Genomic DNA, 13,103 nt, shown 5'->3' with positions numbered 1-13,103 from the left:
CGTCCATGATTCCGATTCCTGGCACGTCAGAATCGAGCAGTACGATCACCGATGATCAAACTGCGGGCCAGGGCGGTCATCATCCTGGCCCGCGCTGGCAGTTGCGCTTCTGGTGCATTTTCGGCGGCCAGGCGTTGTCGCTGATTGGTTCTGCCCTGACGCAGTTTGTGCTGCTGTGGTGGATCACAGACACCACTGGCAGCGTCTCGGCATTAGCTACCGCAGGTATGGCGGCGTTGTTGCCGCAAGCCTTGCTCAGCCCACTGGGCGGCACTTTCGCCGACCGCTACAGTCGGCGACTGTTGATGATCGGTGCCGATGTCATCAGCGCACTGTGCATGGTGGTGCTGATCGCATTGTTCCTGACCGGACAGATCGCGCTTTGGCATGTGTACGTCATGATGTTCATCCGCAGCGCCATGCAGGCGTTTCAGGCGCCTGCCGCCGCAGCCAGCATGGCGATGCTGGTGCCACGCAGCTTCCTGCCGCGTGCTGCCGGATTGAACCAGACCTTGCAGGGCATGACGGTGGTCGCTGCCGCGCCGCTGGGCGCGCTGGCCATTAGCGTCATGCCTCTGGGCTGGGCCTTGAGCCTAGACGTCATCACAGCACTGCTCGGTGTCACGCCACTGTTGATCTTTGCGATTCCACAGAGACGCTCACCAAAAATATCGGCCTCGGGTATCTGGCCTGAGTTTCGCGAGGGCATCCATCTGGTCTGGGACAATCCGGGTTTGCTACGTCTGTATGGTTTGTTGGGCGCGGTCGTGCTGGTCGTCATGCCGTCCTTCACACTGGTGCCGCTGCTGGTCAAAGAGTTCTTTAACGGCGGTGCACCGCAAGTTGCGCTTATGGAGGGGCTGGGCGGCGTCGGCATGATCGTTGGGGGGCTGGTGATCGCTGCCATCGCGCCGCGCCGAAAAATGCCTTGGATACTGGTTGGCTTTGCTCTGTCGTGCTTGGCGCTGGCGCTCGCCGCGCTTGTGCCATCAAGCCTGTTTGGTGTGGCTGTAGCCTGGTGGGTCGTCAGCAGCGCGGCCTTTATCCTGGGCAACGCGCCGTTGACCGCCCTGTTGCAAACCACCATTCCCAATCACTTACAGGGCCGCGTGCTGTCTCTGCTGAGTATGGTCATGGGCCTGGCTGCGCCCATTGGCCTTGCCTTGGCTACACCGGTTGGCGAGTGGCTGGGGGGACGTTGGCTATTTGTTCTGATGGGAGTATTGGGCGCAATGGTCAGCCTGTCTGGCTTTCTCTCATTGTCGTTACGTTCGTTAGAAAATGATATGTGGGATAAATGAGCCAAAAACACATTCCAAACGAAGTGAGAATTCGGATCGGGTGACATAGGAAAATGGATTTACGTCACTTGCGTTGTTTCCTCGCCGTCGCCGAAGAACTCCATTTTGCCCGTGCAGCGGAGAGGCTGCACATCGAGCAGTCTCCGCTGTCCCGAACCATCAAGGAGCTGGAAGAAGAGCTGGGCGAGCCATTATTCGTTCGCACCAGTCGCAGCACGCGGCTGACGCGGGCGGGAAAACTGTTTCTGGAGCATGTGCCGCGTGTCTTCGCCGCCTTGCAGCAGGCCCGCGACAGCGTGAGTGCTGCCGCCAACGGTTTTCACAGTCAATTGCGCATTGCGCTGTCCGATGGCATTACTCCTTCGCGCTTGCCTGGCCTGCTGGCCCTGTGCCGTGAGGAAGAACCTGAGGTCGAGATCCGCGTATTCGAGGTGTCTTTGTCGCAGCAAATCAAGGGGCTGAATGACGACCTGTACGACGTAGGGTTCGCGCAGTCCGATCAAGTTGGAGAAGGCATCGCTACCGAAGCGGTATGGAGCGATGCGCTAAGGGTGGCGGTGCCTGCGCGGCATCCGCTGCTCAAGCATAAGCGTATCCCGCTGGAGGAATTGCTGCGTTATCCCCTGGTGCTGAGCGACCCGCGCGCATGCGAAGGCCATGCGCAGCAAGTGGAACGGGTGCTGCGCCGTGCAGAGATGGAGCCATTGATTGCAGAGCGGGTGGCCTCGTTCGATTTAATGATGGCGCTGGTATCGGCGGGCTTCGCGCTGGGCCTGGCGGGTGCGTCACACATTGAGTCCAGTCGTGAGCCCGGCGTGGTGGCACGACCCCTTGTAGGCCGTTCTCCCATGCTCACGACGTACCTGTTGCGGCGAGAAGCTGAAACCTCAGAAACCATATTCCGTTTCATTGACCGGGTGCGGGCCATCGAGTTACCCGAAAGCGTCAGGCCGACGCCACCGCTTGAACCTGACCCAGAGGAGGAAGTCGAGCTATGAAACAACTTTATGTATCGTTGCTTATTATAGGATTGGCCGCTTGCGGCCAATCGGAAACCCCCAAACCTCAACCGGATGCGCCTACCGTTGAGGAACTGGCCGCCGATCCTGAACGCTTGAAGGAACTGCGCCGCCAATGCAAGACGGATTGGCCCAATATGGGTGACGTGTTGTGCAACCGCGTGGCTGAAGCAACGAATAAGCGTTTCTTTGGCGACGGAAAGGTGCCGTATACGCCGCAGGAAACGCCGCCGAAGTTCTGACCGTCGGCAACGCGCCACATATTTTCGCTTTTCTCTGTTGACACGCCGCAGCGCACCCGCGCTTGCGGCGTTTTGGCCGTGTTCGCTCCAGCATGAAATGATGCTTTTTTCATCAGCATTATCCCGATAAAGGTCTTTGACCGGCACTGGCCCGGCACCGATCCTCGTATGGCAGGCACGTGTGTGTGTCGCTTTTTCACGGGGATTGAACGCAGGAGATATCGGAGGCCAGGCTATGCAAGGGACGAATGTGCTGTTCGGGCAGATCGCCGTCGTATTCGGCATCGTGATCGCCGGTGTGTGGGGTGCCACACAATGGACAGCCGCCGCCCTGGGGTATCAGCTACGCCTGGGTTCGCCCTGGTTTGATTTCCACGGTACGCCGATCTATCACCCATGGCGTCTGTTCGAGTGGTGGTTTTTCTTCGACGCCTACGCGTCGGAGGTCTTCAATACCGGCGGTCTGATCGCGGGCGGCAGCGGCTTGATCGCCGTGGTGGTGGCAATTGGCATGTCGGTCTGGCGTTCGCGCCAGGCCCGCCTGGTCACAACCTACGGTTCGGCGCGCTGGGCAGAGACCCGCGACATCCGCGAAGCCGGGCTCACCCAACCCGTTGGCGTTTTCCTCGGTCAGCACGAGGGGCAATACCTGCGCCACGAAGGGCCGGAGCATGTATTGGCTTTTGCGCCTACGCGCTCGGGTAAAGGCGTGGGGCTGGTCGTGCCCACTTTGCTCACCTGGCCAGCATCGGCCGTCATTCACGACATCAAGGGCGAAAACTGGCAAATCACCGCAGGCTGGCGTTCGCGTTTCTCACACTGCCTGCTGTTCAACCCCACCGATAGCCAGTCTGCTGGCTACAACCCGCTACTGGAAGTCCGGCGCGGCGCGCATGAGGTGCGCGACGTGCAGAACATCGCCGACATTCTGGTTGACCCCGAAGGGGCGCTGGAAAAGCGCAATCATTGGGAGAAGACCAGCCACGCGCTGCTGGTGGGCGCCATCCTGCATGTGCTCTATGCCGGCGAAGACAAGACGCTGCGTGGGGTGGCGAATTTTCTGTCCGATCCCGCATGTCCGTTCGAGTTGACGCTGCATCGGATGATGACCACTGCGCATTTGGATGATGGGTCGCATCCGGTGGTGGCGTCCGCTGCCCGTGAAGTGCTGAACAAATCGGACAACGAGCGCTCGGGCGTGCTGTCCACCGCCATGTCGTTCCTGGGCCTGTACCGCGACCCCACGGTGGCCGAAGTCACCTCGCGCTGCGATTGGCGTATTGCCGATTTGATCGCTTCCAAGCATCCGGTATCACTGTATCTGGTGGTGCCGCCGTCGGACATTTCACGCACCAAGCCGCTGATCCGTCTGATTCTCAATCAGATTGGACGCCGGTTGACGGAATCGCTGGATGGCTCCGATGGCATCGAGCGCCGCCACAAGCTGTTGCTGATGCTCGATGAGTTCCCGGCGCTGGGCCGCCTGGACTTTTTTGAGACGGCGCTGGCCTTCATGGCGGGCTATGGCATCCGCAGCTTTCTGATCTCGCAGTCGTTGAACCAGATCGACAAGGCTTACGGCCAGAACCATTCCATTCTGGATAACTGCCATGTGCGCGTCACCTTTGCCACCAACGACGAGCGCACCGCCAAGCGGATTTCCGAGACCCTGGGTACGGCCACTGAACTGCGCGCCCAGCGCAACTATGCCGGGCATCGTCTGGCGCCCTGGTTGGGTCACTTGATGGTGTCGCGCCAGGAAACGGCGCGGCCGCTCTTGACCCCCGGCGAAGTCATGCAGCTTCCGCCCGATGAAGCCGTGGTGATGGTCTCCAGCGTGGCGCCGATCAAGGCCAAGAAGCTGCGCTACTACCGGGACGCCAACTTCAAGCATCGCGTGCTGCCGCCACCCGTGCTTTCCGCTGGGCGCTATGCGGATGCGCCGCCGGCTCGTCCTGACGATTGGAGTGGTCTGTCGATTCCGACCATTCCCGTTGCGCCTGCCTCAATGAGCAGCGATGGGATTACGGGCACGGCGGACGATGGTGGCCCGCGTCGCCAGCCGGAGCTGACGGACACCATCGCCTATCACCCCGAACCCGAATACCCGGCCAGCGACTTGTCGCTGCTGGATGACGATGACCTGCCGCCCAGGCTGCCCAGCCAGCTTGACCCGACCATGCAGCGCGTCGCGCGCATGGCTGCCCTTGACCCTGATGACGGAATCCAGTTATGAGCCGCTACCGCCTGAACCTCTTTATTCATCCCGAGCATGCCAAGCGTCTGGACGAGCTGGCCGCCAAGAAAGGCGTGTCCAAGTCGTCTATCGTAGCTGCCGCCTTGGCATCCTGGCTCTCGCCCGATGCCGGCGACCAGCGCGAAGCGGCGATGGCTAGGCGGCTGGATCGCCTGTCGCGCCAGTTCGAGCGCCTGGAGCGTGACCAGAACATCCAGATCGAAACACTGGCGCTGTTCGTGCGCTATTACCTGACGGTCAGCACGCCGGTGCCCGAGGCCCATCAGGATGCGGCCCGCGCGCAGGGCAAGGCGCGCTTTGAGCAATTCGTCGAGCAGCTTGGCCGCCACCTGCTGCGCGGTCGCAGCCTGGTGCGCGACGTGGTGGAGGAACTGCACCCCGATCCGGTACGGATGGACGACACGGCACCCGTGTTCGACGGGCAGGAGCGTGCGTCATGAGTGCTGTTCCGCAGTTCCCACCCGAACCTCGTTCATCCGCTGCGGCGTCTCAAGATCGCCGTATCCAGATGCTGCGCACCGCCATGGGACCGGTGATCGCCACCGCGTTGGAAGACCCGGATGTGGTGGAAATCATGCTCAACCCTGACCGCAGCCTGTGGGTAGATCGGCTCTCGTCGGGTCGTACCCCCTTGGGCGTCGAACTGTCCGAAGCGGATGGCGAACGCATTATCCGCCTGGTGGCGGCCCATGTCGGTGCGGAAGTGCATCGCGGCCAGCCCTTGTTGACCGCTGAATTGCCCGAAACCGGCGAACGCTTCGAGGGCATTTTGCCGCCTGCTGCACCCGGCCCGGCCTTCGCACTGCGCAAGCGGGCGGTGAGCATCCTCAGTCTGGATCGCTATGTGGCAGACGGTATCCTCGCTGCCGAACAAGCCGAGTTTCTGCGGCGTGCGGTACGCGAGCGCCAGAACATTCTGATTGCCGGCGGCACCAGTACCGGCAAGACGACGCTTGCCAATGCCTTGCTGGCCGAGATTGCCGCCACGGGCGACCGCGTCCTGGTGCTAGAAGACACCATTGAACTGCAATGCGCCGCCCACGACCATGTGCCATTGCGCACCCGTGCCGGAGTCGTGTCCATGCAGGAACTGGTGCGCGCCACCATGCGTTTGCGCCCCGACCGTGTGGTGGTGGGCGAAGTGCGTGGCGGCGAAGCCCTGGATCTCATCAAGGTCTGGGGGACAGGCCATCCAGGCGGCATCGCCACCATTCACGCCGGCTCTGCCCTGGGTGCGCTGCTGCGCCTGGAACAACTGATTCTGGAAGTGGCCGTAAACCCGCCGCGAGCGCTGATTGCCGAGGCGGTCAACGTCGTGATCCATATCGCCGGGCGTGGTCGCAAGCGTCGCGTGGACAGTATTGCCCGCGTCATCGGTTTTGATGCAACGGGCTATCACCTGGCAGATGCCTTGGCACCGCCGCTTTCTACTCTGCCGCCTGGTGCCGATGCCGCACCGGCTACGGCGAATTTCCTATCCCCTGATTCCCTTGGAGAACTGTCATGACGCCTGTTGATGCTTTACGTGTTTCTGTAAACCCGTTTTTCCGTCTTGCACGGCTGCGCCGCTTGCTCCGGCCTGCCGGACGGGGGCTGCTGCCGGCCGCGCTGATGCTGCTGGCGGCGGGTGCCGCGCAGGCCGCCGGTTCCTCCATGCCCTGGGAGGGGCCACTGCAATCCATTCTGGAGTCCATCCAGGGGCCGGTGGCGCGCATTGTGGCGGTCATCATCATTATCGCCACGGGTCTGGCGCTTGCCTTTGGCGACACCAGCGGCGGCTTTCGTAAGCTGATTCAAATCGTCTTTGGCCTGTCCATCGCCTTTGCGGCGTCTTCGTTCTTTCTGTCGTTCTTCAGCTTCTCCGGTGGGGCCGTCGTATGAGCGCCGCCGATACCTTCGCCGCCGGGTTTGAAGTGCCGTTGCATCGCTCGCTGACCGAACCGATTTTGATGGGCGGCGCGCCGCGCACCGTGGCGATTGCCAACGGCACGCTGGCCGCCGCCGTGGGGCTGGGCCTGCAATTGTGGATTCCAGGCGTGGTGCTCTGGCTCGTCGGCCATTCGTTGGCGGTGTGGGGTGCGCGTGTCGATCCGCAGTTCATGCAGGTCTTCGCCCGCCACATCAAACACAAGCCGCTGTTGGATGTATGAGGGGAGGACGCCATGCTGAACCTTGCCGAATACCGTCAGCGGCCCGCACTGCTGGCCGACTGGCTGCCCTGGGCCGGGTTGATTGCACAGGGCGTGGTGCTGAACAAGGATGGATCGTTTCAGCGCACAGCGCGTTTTCGTGGCCCCGATCTGGATAGCGCCACCCAAGGTGAACTGATTGCCACCTCGGCACGCCTGAACAACGCGCTGCGCCGCCTGGGTTCCGGCTGGGCGCTATTCATCGAAGCCGAACGCCGGACGGCGGCGGATTATCCGCGCTGCGAGTTTCCCGAACCGCTGTCCTGGCTGGTGGACGAGGAACGCCGCGCCGCGTTTGAAGCCTCCAGCAGCCACTTCGAGAGCGGCTATCACCTGACGCTGGTGTACCTGCCGCCGGAAGAATCTCGCGCCCGCGCCGCCAAGCTCTTGTATGAGAATGCACCCAGCGATGGTGTGGATTGGCACGGACGCCTGGAGGCCTTCGTCGCGGAGACAGATCGCGTCTTTGACCTGCTTGATGGCGTGATGCCGGAAATCTCATGGCTGGATGACAGCCAGACCTTGAGCTATCTGCATTCGACCATCTCGACGCGGCGCTACCGCGTCGGCGTGCCGGAGGTGCCGTTTCACATCGACGCGCTGCTGGCCGATTCGGCCCTGGTCGGCGGCCTGGCTCCGACGCTGGGTGACCAGCACCTGCGGGTGGTGTCGGTGCGGGGTTTTCCGACGTCCACCTGGCCGGGGATTCTTGACGACCTGAACCGGCTTGGCTTTGCTTATCGCTGGAGTACGCGCTTTCTGTGCATGGACAAAGCCGAGGCGGAAAAGGAGCTGCGCCGCCTGCGCCGTCAATGGTTCGCCAAGCGCAAGAACGTCGTGGCGTTGCTGCGCGAAACGATTTTCCAACAGGAGTCGCCACTGGTCGATACCGATGCCGACAACAAGGCCGCCGATGCGGATGTCGCCTTGCAGGCTTTGGGTAGCGATCAAGTGGCCTTCGGGTTTGTTACCACCACCGTGACGGTACTGGACGCCGACCCGGCCACCGCCGATGAAAAACAGCGCTTGGTCGAGCGCGTCATCCAGGGCCGGGGCTTTGTGACTATCCCTGAGACATTGAACGCTGTGGATGCATGGCTCTCGTCCATTCCCGGCAATGCCTACGCCAATGTGCGGCAACCCATTGTGTCTACATTGAATCTGACGCATATGATGCCGGTCTCGGCGGTGTGGGCCGGGCCGCAGAAGAATAAGCACCTGGATGGCCCGCCGCTGATCGTGACCCGTACCGATGGCGCCACGCCGTTCCGGCTGGTGACGCACATCGGTGACGTGGGCCACACCCTGGTGGTGGGGCCGACCGGCATGGGTAAATCGGTGTTGCTGGCGACCCTCGCCTTGCAGTTTCGCCGCTATCGTGGCTCGCGCATTCTTGCCTTCGATATGGGCCGTTCCATGCGCGCCACCATCCTGGGGCTGGGCGGTGAGCACTACGACCTGGGCAATGATGGCGAGATTGCCTTTCAGCCACTGGCCCGTATTGATGCCGAAAGTGACCGTACCTGGGCCACGGAATGGGTCGAAGGCCGATTGCGCCATGAAGGGGTGACGGTCGGCCCGGATGAGAAAGCCGCCATCTGGTCGGCGCTGGGGAGTCTGGCTGGTGCGCCCGTCGAACAGCGCACGATGACGGGCTTGTCGGTGCTGCTGCAATCGAATGCGTTGCGCCAGGCGCTTGCGCCCTATGTACTGGGCGGCGCTCACGGCAAGTTGCTGGACGCCGATCACGACCGGCTGGGCAGTGCCGAGGTGCAGGGCTTCGAGATGGAAGAGCTGATGGCCAGCCGCGCGGCGGTGCTGGCCGTGCTGGGCTACTTGTTTGCCCGTTTTGATGAACGCTTTGATGGCGCGCCCACGCTCTTGATTCTTGACGAGTCCTGGCTGTTTCTGGATGACCCGGTGTTTGCCGCTCGCATCCGTCAATGGCTCAAGACCCTGCGCAAGAAAAACGTGTCAGTGATTTTTGCCACGCAATCGCTGGCTGATATCAAAGAGTCGAGCATCGCGCCCGCCATCATCGAAAGCTGCGCGAGCCGCATTTTCCTGCCCAACCCGCAGGCGATCGAACCTCAGATTCGTACGATCTACGAAGGCTTCGGCCTGAACAGCCGACAGATCGAGATCGTCGCCACGGCCGAACCCAAGCGTGATTACTACTACCAGTCGCGGCTGGGTAATCGCCTGTTCGACCTGGACCTGGGGCCGGTGGCCCTGGCCTTTGCGGGTGCGTCCACGCCGCAAGACCAGCGCGATATGGATCGGGTACTGATAGATGCCGGCGCCTCAGGTTTTACGGGTGCGTGGCTGCGTCATTGCGGTTTGGATTGGGCCGCTGACCTGTTGCCAACGTTTCCCGGCTTTGTGTCGTCTTCTTCGCTTTCTTCTTTATTTCCGGAGTCTCTGTCATGAAAATCCATCCTCGTTCGATTGCGCTTGCCGCCGTACTCTCAGCGTCGTTACTCGCCGCCTCGCCCGCTTGGGCGTGGCGTACCGTGTTTGACCCGTCGAACTATACGCAGAACACGCTCACCGCCGTTCGCACCCTGGAGCAGATCAACAACCAGATCAACCAGCTTCAGAACGAAGCGCAGATGCTGATGAATCAGGCGCGCAATCTGGCAAGCCTGGACTTCAGCGTCGTGAATCGCCTGCGTACCACGTTGGCGACTACAGAACGGCTGATTGGTGAGGCCCAGGGCATGGCCTACGACGTCACGGCTATGGATCGGGAGTTTGCCCGCCTGTATCCCGAACAATACGCCGCCACCGTCAGCGGCGACCAGATGGTGCGCGATGCCCAGGCGCGCTGGAAACATACGCTCGATGGCCTGCATACCGCGATGCGGATGCAGGCGCAGGTGTCGCAGAACCTACGCGACGACGAAAGCGCCTTGGTCGATCTGGTGAGCCAGAGCCAGTCGGCACAAGGGGCGTTGCAGGCTACGCAGGCGACCAATCAGTTGCTGGCCTTGCAGGCCAAGCAGGCCATCCAGGCGCAGCAGCTTCAGATTACGCAGGAGCGCGCCGCCTCGTTGGAACTGGCGCGTCAGGTCGCTGCCGCCGAGCGTGGCCGTGAGGTGACGCGCCGTTTCCTGGGCAGCGGTACGCCGTACACGCCGCAGGCCGTGGATTTCTACGGCAACTGAACGGAGTCCGGCCATGAACGACGTGACCGTCATCGACCGCTTCCTGAACACCTTTTCCACCTACATCGACTCCGGGTTTGGGTTGTTGCAAGGCGAAGTGGCGTTCCTGACGGCCACGTTGATCATGATCGACATCACTATTGCGGGCTTGTATTGGGCCATGAGCCACGCTACCGGCCAGGGCGATGATGTGATCGCCAAACTGCTGCGCAAGGTGCTGTACGTCGGTGCCTTCGCCTACATCATCAACAACTTCAATTGGCTGGCCGGCATCGTCTTTCGTTCCTTCGCCGGGCTGGGCCTGACGGCCACCGGTTCGGCCATGAGCATGGGCGAGTTCCTGCAGCCGGGGCGGTTAGCCAAGACTGGCATCGACGCGGGCGCGCCGATTCTGGACCAGATCAGTGATATGGCGGGATTTCCCGAGGTGTTTGTGAACCTCACGCCCATCGTGGTGATGTTCCTGGCTTGGCTGGTGGTCATCGTCTGCTTCTTTGTACTGGCGGTGCAGCTTTTCATCACGCTGATCGAGTTCAAGCTGACGACGCTGGCCGGCTTCGTCTTGGTGCCGTTCGCGTTGTGGAACAAGACTTCGTTTCTGGCTGAAAAAGTGCTGGGCAATGTGGTGTCCTCCGGCGTGAAGGTGTTGGTGCTGGCCGTGATTATCGGTATCGGCACCGGCCTGTTTGCGGACTTTCAGGTGCATCCGTCTGAGCCATCTATCGACCATGCGCTAGTCATCATGCTGGCCTCGCTTGCCTTGCTGGCGCTGGGCATCTTCGGGCCGGGTATCGCCACGGGGCTGATTTCCGGCGGGCCGCAACTGGGCGCAGGCGCAATGGCCGGTGCTGCGTTGGGCGCGGCAGGAACTGCCGTCGCCGTGGGCGCTGCTGCTACAGGTGTGGGGGCGGCGGTGATGGCGGGCGCTCGCATGGCCCCGGCGGCTGCCCGACTGGCGGGCAGCGGTGCGCGTGCGGTTGGATCAGCCGCAGGCAGTACCCGGTCAGCGTTTCAGGCGGGTTCCCCGGCGGGCCAAAGTGCTGCAGGCGAAGCCGCTGACGGTGCCGCCAGTTCACAGAAGCAAGGCCAACCCGCCTGGGCTAAGCGCCTGCAACGCCGCCAGCAGATAACCCAGGCCGCGACGACGGCCGCGCACACCTTGCGCGGCGGCGATGGCGGCGGCGCGGGCCAAGGCCCGAGCCTGCGCGATGCCGATTCATAAGGAGAAAACTCATGCGATTCAAACGACCGCAGGTGCGCTATGCCGAAACGCCGCAACCTGCGACCCCTTATCAGTCTGCCGCCCAGGTCTGGGATGACCGCATCGGGTCGGCGCGGGTGCAGGCCAGGAACTGGCGGCTGATGGCCTTCGGCTGCCTGCTGCTGGCGCTACTCATGGCCGGGGGCCTGGTGTGGCGCTCAATGCAGTCCATCGTCACGCCCTATGTCGTGGAGGTGGACAACGCGGGCCAAGTGCGGGCGGTCGGCGAGGCCGCCACGCCGTACCGGCCCAACGATGCCCAAACCGCTCACCATATCGCCCGCTTTATCACGTTGGTGCGCTCGCTCTCCATCGACCCCGTCGTGGTGCGCCAAAACTGGCTGGATGCCTACGACTACATCACTGACAAGGGGGCCGCTGTGCTGAATGACTACGCACGGGTGAATGACCCCTTTACACGCATCGGCAAAGAATCTGTGACGGTGCAGATCACGAGTGTCGTGCGGGCAAGCGATACGTCCTTCAACGTGCGCTGGACAGAACGGCGCTTCGTCAATGGCGCTTCCGCCGGGCTGGAGCGTTGGACGGCGGTGGTGTCCATCGTGCATCAGCCGCCGCGCACCGAAGCGCGTTTGCGCAAGAACCCCATGGGGCTTTACGTCAATGGCCTGTCGTGGAGCCGTGAACTTGATTCCTCCGAAGGAGCACAGCGATGATGTCGTCTTTGCGTTTGTACGTTTTTCCGTTGACCCTGATTGCCCTGGCAGGCTGCGCCACACAGGACAAGCCGCCACCGGCCATCTCGCTCGATGAACCGGTACAGGCTGAACTGCTGCCCGAACCGCCCAGCCCGGTCGAAGTGATTGCTGTGCCTGAACCCTTGGCACTGCCGGCGCAAATGAAACCCTTGCCGGGAACTGATGCTGGCAAGCCCGCGCCCGAACCCGCCGATGAAACCGTGCGGGTGTCTCGTGCCAATGCCGAAGCACGGGTTGCGCCGACCCGTGAAGGTTACGTCAATGCCATTCAGGTCTGGCCCTATAGCGACGGCGCGCTTTATCAGGTCTATACCGGCGTGGGCCGCGTGACGGTGATTGCGCTGCAGCCAGGCGAGGAACTGGTGACGGTCGCCGCCGGCGACACTGTGCGCTGGATAGTGGGCGATACCTCCAGCGGCAGTGGCGCGGACTTGCGCGTTAACGTGCTGGTCAAGCCGATCAGGTCTAGTTTGAAGACGAACCTCGTCATCACCACCAGCCGCCGCACTTATCTGCTGGAACTGACTTCCACCGAAAAGACATGGATGGCGTCGGTTTCCTGGGAGTATCCGAAGGATCGAATGCTGGCCTTGCAGCGTCAGAATCAAGCGGCACACGCCGGTGCGCCTGTCGATAGTGGGCTGGCGCTGGAACATCTGCGTTTCCGCTATGCGGTCAGCGGCAGCAATCCGCCTTGGAAGCCGCTGCGCGCTTTTGACGACGGGCAGAAGGTCTATATCCAGTTTCCGGCTGGCATCGCCCAAGGGGAGTTGCCGCCGCTCTTTGTGATCGGCGCTGAAGGCGACGGCCAACTGGTGAACTACCGCTTCCGCTCGCCGTACTACATCGTGGATCGGTTGTTCGGTGCAGCTGAACTGCGCCTGGGCGGTGATCGGGGTGACGTGGTGCGCATTGAACGCACTGATGGCGTGGCACGGAGGCGCTGAA

The 13,103-nt window shown here is 62.2% G+C and carries 13 protein-coding genes; all 13 read left to right on the top strand.

The annotated features are described in order from the left end of the window. Window positions 1-5 precede the first annotated feature (5 nt). Window positions 6-1,301, top strand: coding sequence for an MFS transporter (locus tag CSC67_RS00885; protein WP_118992633.1), 1,296 nt, complete (start codon window positions 6-8; stop codon window positions 1,299-1,301). A 53-nt stretch (window positions 1,302-1,354) separates the two neighbouring features. Further along, window positions 1,355-2,299, top strand: coding sequence for a LysR family transcriptional regulator (locus tag CSC67_RS00880; RefSeq protein ID WP_118992632.1), 945 nt, complete (start codon window positions 1,355-1,357; stop codon window positions 2,297-2,299). Continuing rightward, window positions 2,296-2,562, top strand: a complete 267-nt coding sequence (locus tag CSC67_RS00875) for an EexN family lipoprotein (RefSeq protein ID WP_118992631.1) — start codon at window positions 2,296-2,298, stop codon at window positions 2,560-2,562. The genes CSC67_RS00880 and CSC67_RS00875 overlap by 4 nt, the downstream gene beginning before the upstream one ends. A 235-nt stretch (window positions 2,563-2,797) precedes the next feature. Then, the gene (locus CSC67_RS00870; protein ID WP_118992630.1) at window positions 2,798-4,798 is read left to right on the top strand and encodes a conjugal transfer protein TraG; all 2,001 of its coding nucleotides are present in this window, start codon (window positions 2,798-2,800) and stop codon (window positions 4,796-4,798) included. Further along, entirely contained in the window at window positions 4,795-5,259 is a 465-nt protein-coding gene (locus CSC67_RS00865; protein ID WP_118992629.1) for a ribbon-helix-helix protein, CopG family, read from the top strand. The genes CSC67_RS00870 and CSC67_RS00865 overlap by 4 nt, the downstream gene beginning before the upstream one ends. Next, the gene (trbB, locus tag CSC67_RS00860) at window positions 5,256-6,326 is read left to right on the top strand and encodes a P-type conjugative transfer ATPase TrbB (RefSeq protein ID WP_118992628.1); all 1,071 of its coding nucleotides are present in this window, start codon (window positions 5,256-5,258) and stop codon (window positions 6,324-6,326) included. The genes CSC67_RS00865 and trbB overlap by 4 nt, the downstream gene beginning before the upstream one ends. Beyond that, entirely contained in the window at window positions 6,323-6,700 is a 378-nt protein-coding gene (locus tag CSC67_RS00855) for a TrbC/VirB2 family type IV secretion system protein (protein WP_118992627.1), read from the top strand. Before trbB ends, CSC67_RS00855 begins: the two co-directional genes overlap by 4 nt. Next, on the top strand, window positions 6,697-6,969 hold the full coding sequence (locus CSC67_RS00850) for a VirB3 family type IV secretion system protein (RefSeq protein WP_118992626.1): 273 nt from the start codon (window positions 6,697-6,699) through the stop codon (window positions 6,967-6,969). Before CSC67_RS00855 ends, CSC67_RS00850 begins: the two co-directional genes overlap by 4 nt. Before the next feature lie 12 nt (window positions 6,970-6,981). Beyond that, on the top strand, window positions 6,982-9,438 hold the full coding sequence (gene trbE / locus CSC67_RS00845) for a conjugal transfer protein TrbE (RefSeq protein WP_118992625.1): 2,457 nt from the start codon (window positions 6,982-6,984) through the stop codon (window positions 9,436-9,438). Continuing rightward, entirely contained in the window at window positions 9,435-10,175 is a 741-nt protein-coding gene (trbJ, locus tag CSC67_RS00840; RefSeq protein WP_118992624.1) for a P-type conjugative transfer protein TrbJ, read from the top strand. The genes trbE and trbJ overlap by 4 nt, the downstream gene beginning before the upstream one ends. 13 nt (window positions 10,176-10,188) lie before the next feature. Continuing rightward, window positions 10,189-11,397, top strand: coding sequence for a P-type conjugative transfer protein TrbL (gene trbL, locus CSC67_RS00835; protein WP_118992623.1), 1,209 nt, complete (start codon window positions 10,189-10,191; stop codon window positions 11,395-11,397). Between the two features lie 11 nt (window positions 11,398-11,408). Further along, the gene (gene trbF, locus CSC67_RS00830; RefSeq protein WP_118992622.1) at window positions 11,409-12,113 is read left to right on the top strand and encodes a conjugal transfer protein TrbF; all 705 of its coding nucleotides are present in this window, start codon (window positions 11,409-11,411) and stop codon (window positions 12,111-12,113) included. Beyond that, window positions 12,110-13,102: a P-type conjugative transfer protein TrbG gene (gene trbG / locus CSC67_RS00825; protein WP_118992621.1), complete on the top strand. Its 993-nt coding sequence runs from the start codon at window positions 12,110-12,112 to the stop codon at window positions 13,100-13,102. The genes trbF and trbG overlap by 4 nt, the downstream gene beginning before the upstream one ends. The last annotated feature ends 1 nt before the right edge of the window (window position 13,103 follow it).

Origin of the sequence: Pusillimonas caeni, from assembly GCF_003545815.1 — a bacterium.
Taxonomy (GTDB): domain Bacteria; phylum Pseudomonadota; class Gammaproteobacteria; order Burkholderiales; family Burkholderiaceae_B; genus Pusillimonas; species Pusillimonas caeni.
This window is presented reverse-complemented; position numbering and strand designations above follow the sequence as displayed.

What these genes read in the sequence shown, in the direction of transcription:
- CSC67_RS00855 (WP_118992627.1), top strand. Translation starts at nt 6,323, where the DNA reads ATGACGCCTGTTGATGCTTTACGTGTTTCTGTAAACCCGTTTTTCCGT.
- trbG (WP_118992621.1), top strand. Translation starts at nt 12,110, where the DNA reads ATGATGTCGTCTTTGCGTTTGTACGTTTTTCCGTTGACCCTGATTGCC.
- CSC67_RS00865 (WP_118992629.1), top strand. Translation starts at nt 4,795, where the DNA reads ATGAGCCGCTACCGCCTGAACCTCTTTATTCATCCCGAGCATGCCAAG.
- trbE (WP_118992625.1), top strand. Translation starts at nt 6,982, where the DNA reads ATGCTGAACCTTGCCGAATACCGTCAGCGGCCCGCACTGCTGGCCGAC.
- trbB (WP_118992628.1), top strand. Translation starts at nt 5,256, where the DNA reads ATGAGTGCTGTTCCGCAGTTCCCACCCGAACCTCGTTCATCCGCTGCG.
- trbL (WP_118992623.1), top strand. Translation starts at nt 10,189, where the DNA reads ATGAACGACGTGACCGTCATCGACCGCTTCCTGAACACCTTTTCCACC.
- CSC67_RS00870 (WP_118992630.1), top strand. Translation starts at nt 2,798, where the DNA reads ATGCAAGGGACGAATGTGCTGTTCGGGCAGATCGCCGTCGTATTCGGC.
- trbJ (WP_118992624.1), top strand. Translation starts at nt 9,435, where the DNA reads ATGAAAATCCATCCTCGTTCGATTGCGCTTGCCGCCGTACTCTCAGCG.
- CSC67_RS00880 (WP_118992632.1), top strand. Translation starts at nt 1,355, where the DNA reads ATGGATTTACGTCACTTGCGTTGTTTCCTCGCCGTCGCCGAAGAACTC.
- CSC67_RS00885 (WP_118992633.1), top strand. Translation starts at nt 6, where the DNA reads ATGATTCCGATTCCTGGCACGTCAGAATCGAGCAGTACGATCACCGAT.
- trbF (WP_118992622.1), top strand. Translation starts at nt 11,409, where the DNA reads ATGCGATTCAAACGACCGCAGGTGCGCTATGCCGAAACGCCGCAACCT.
- CSC67_RS00875 (WP_118992631.1), top strand. Translation starts at nt 2,296, where the DNA reads ATGAAACAACTTTATGTATCGTTGCTTATTATAGGATTGGCCGCTTGC.
- CSC67_RS00850 (WP_118992626.1), top strand. Translation starts at nt 6,697, where the DNA reads ATGAGCGCCGCCGATACCTTCGCCGCCGGGTTTGAAGTGCCGTTGCAT.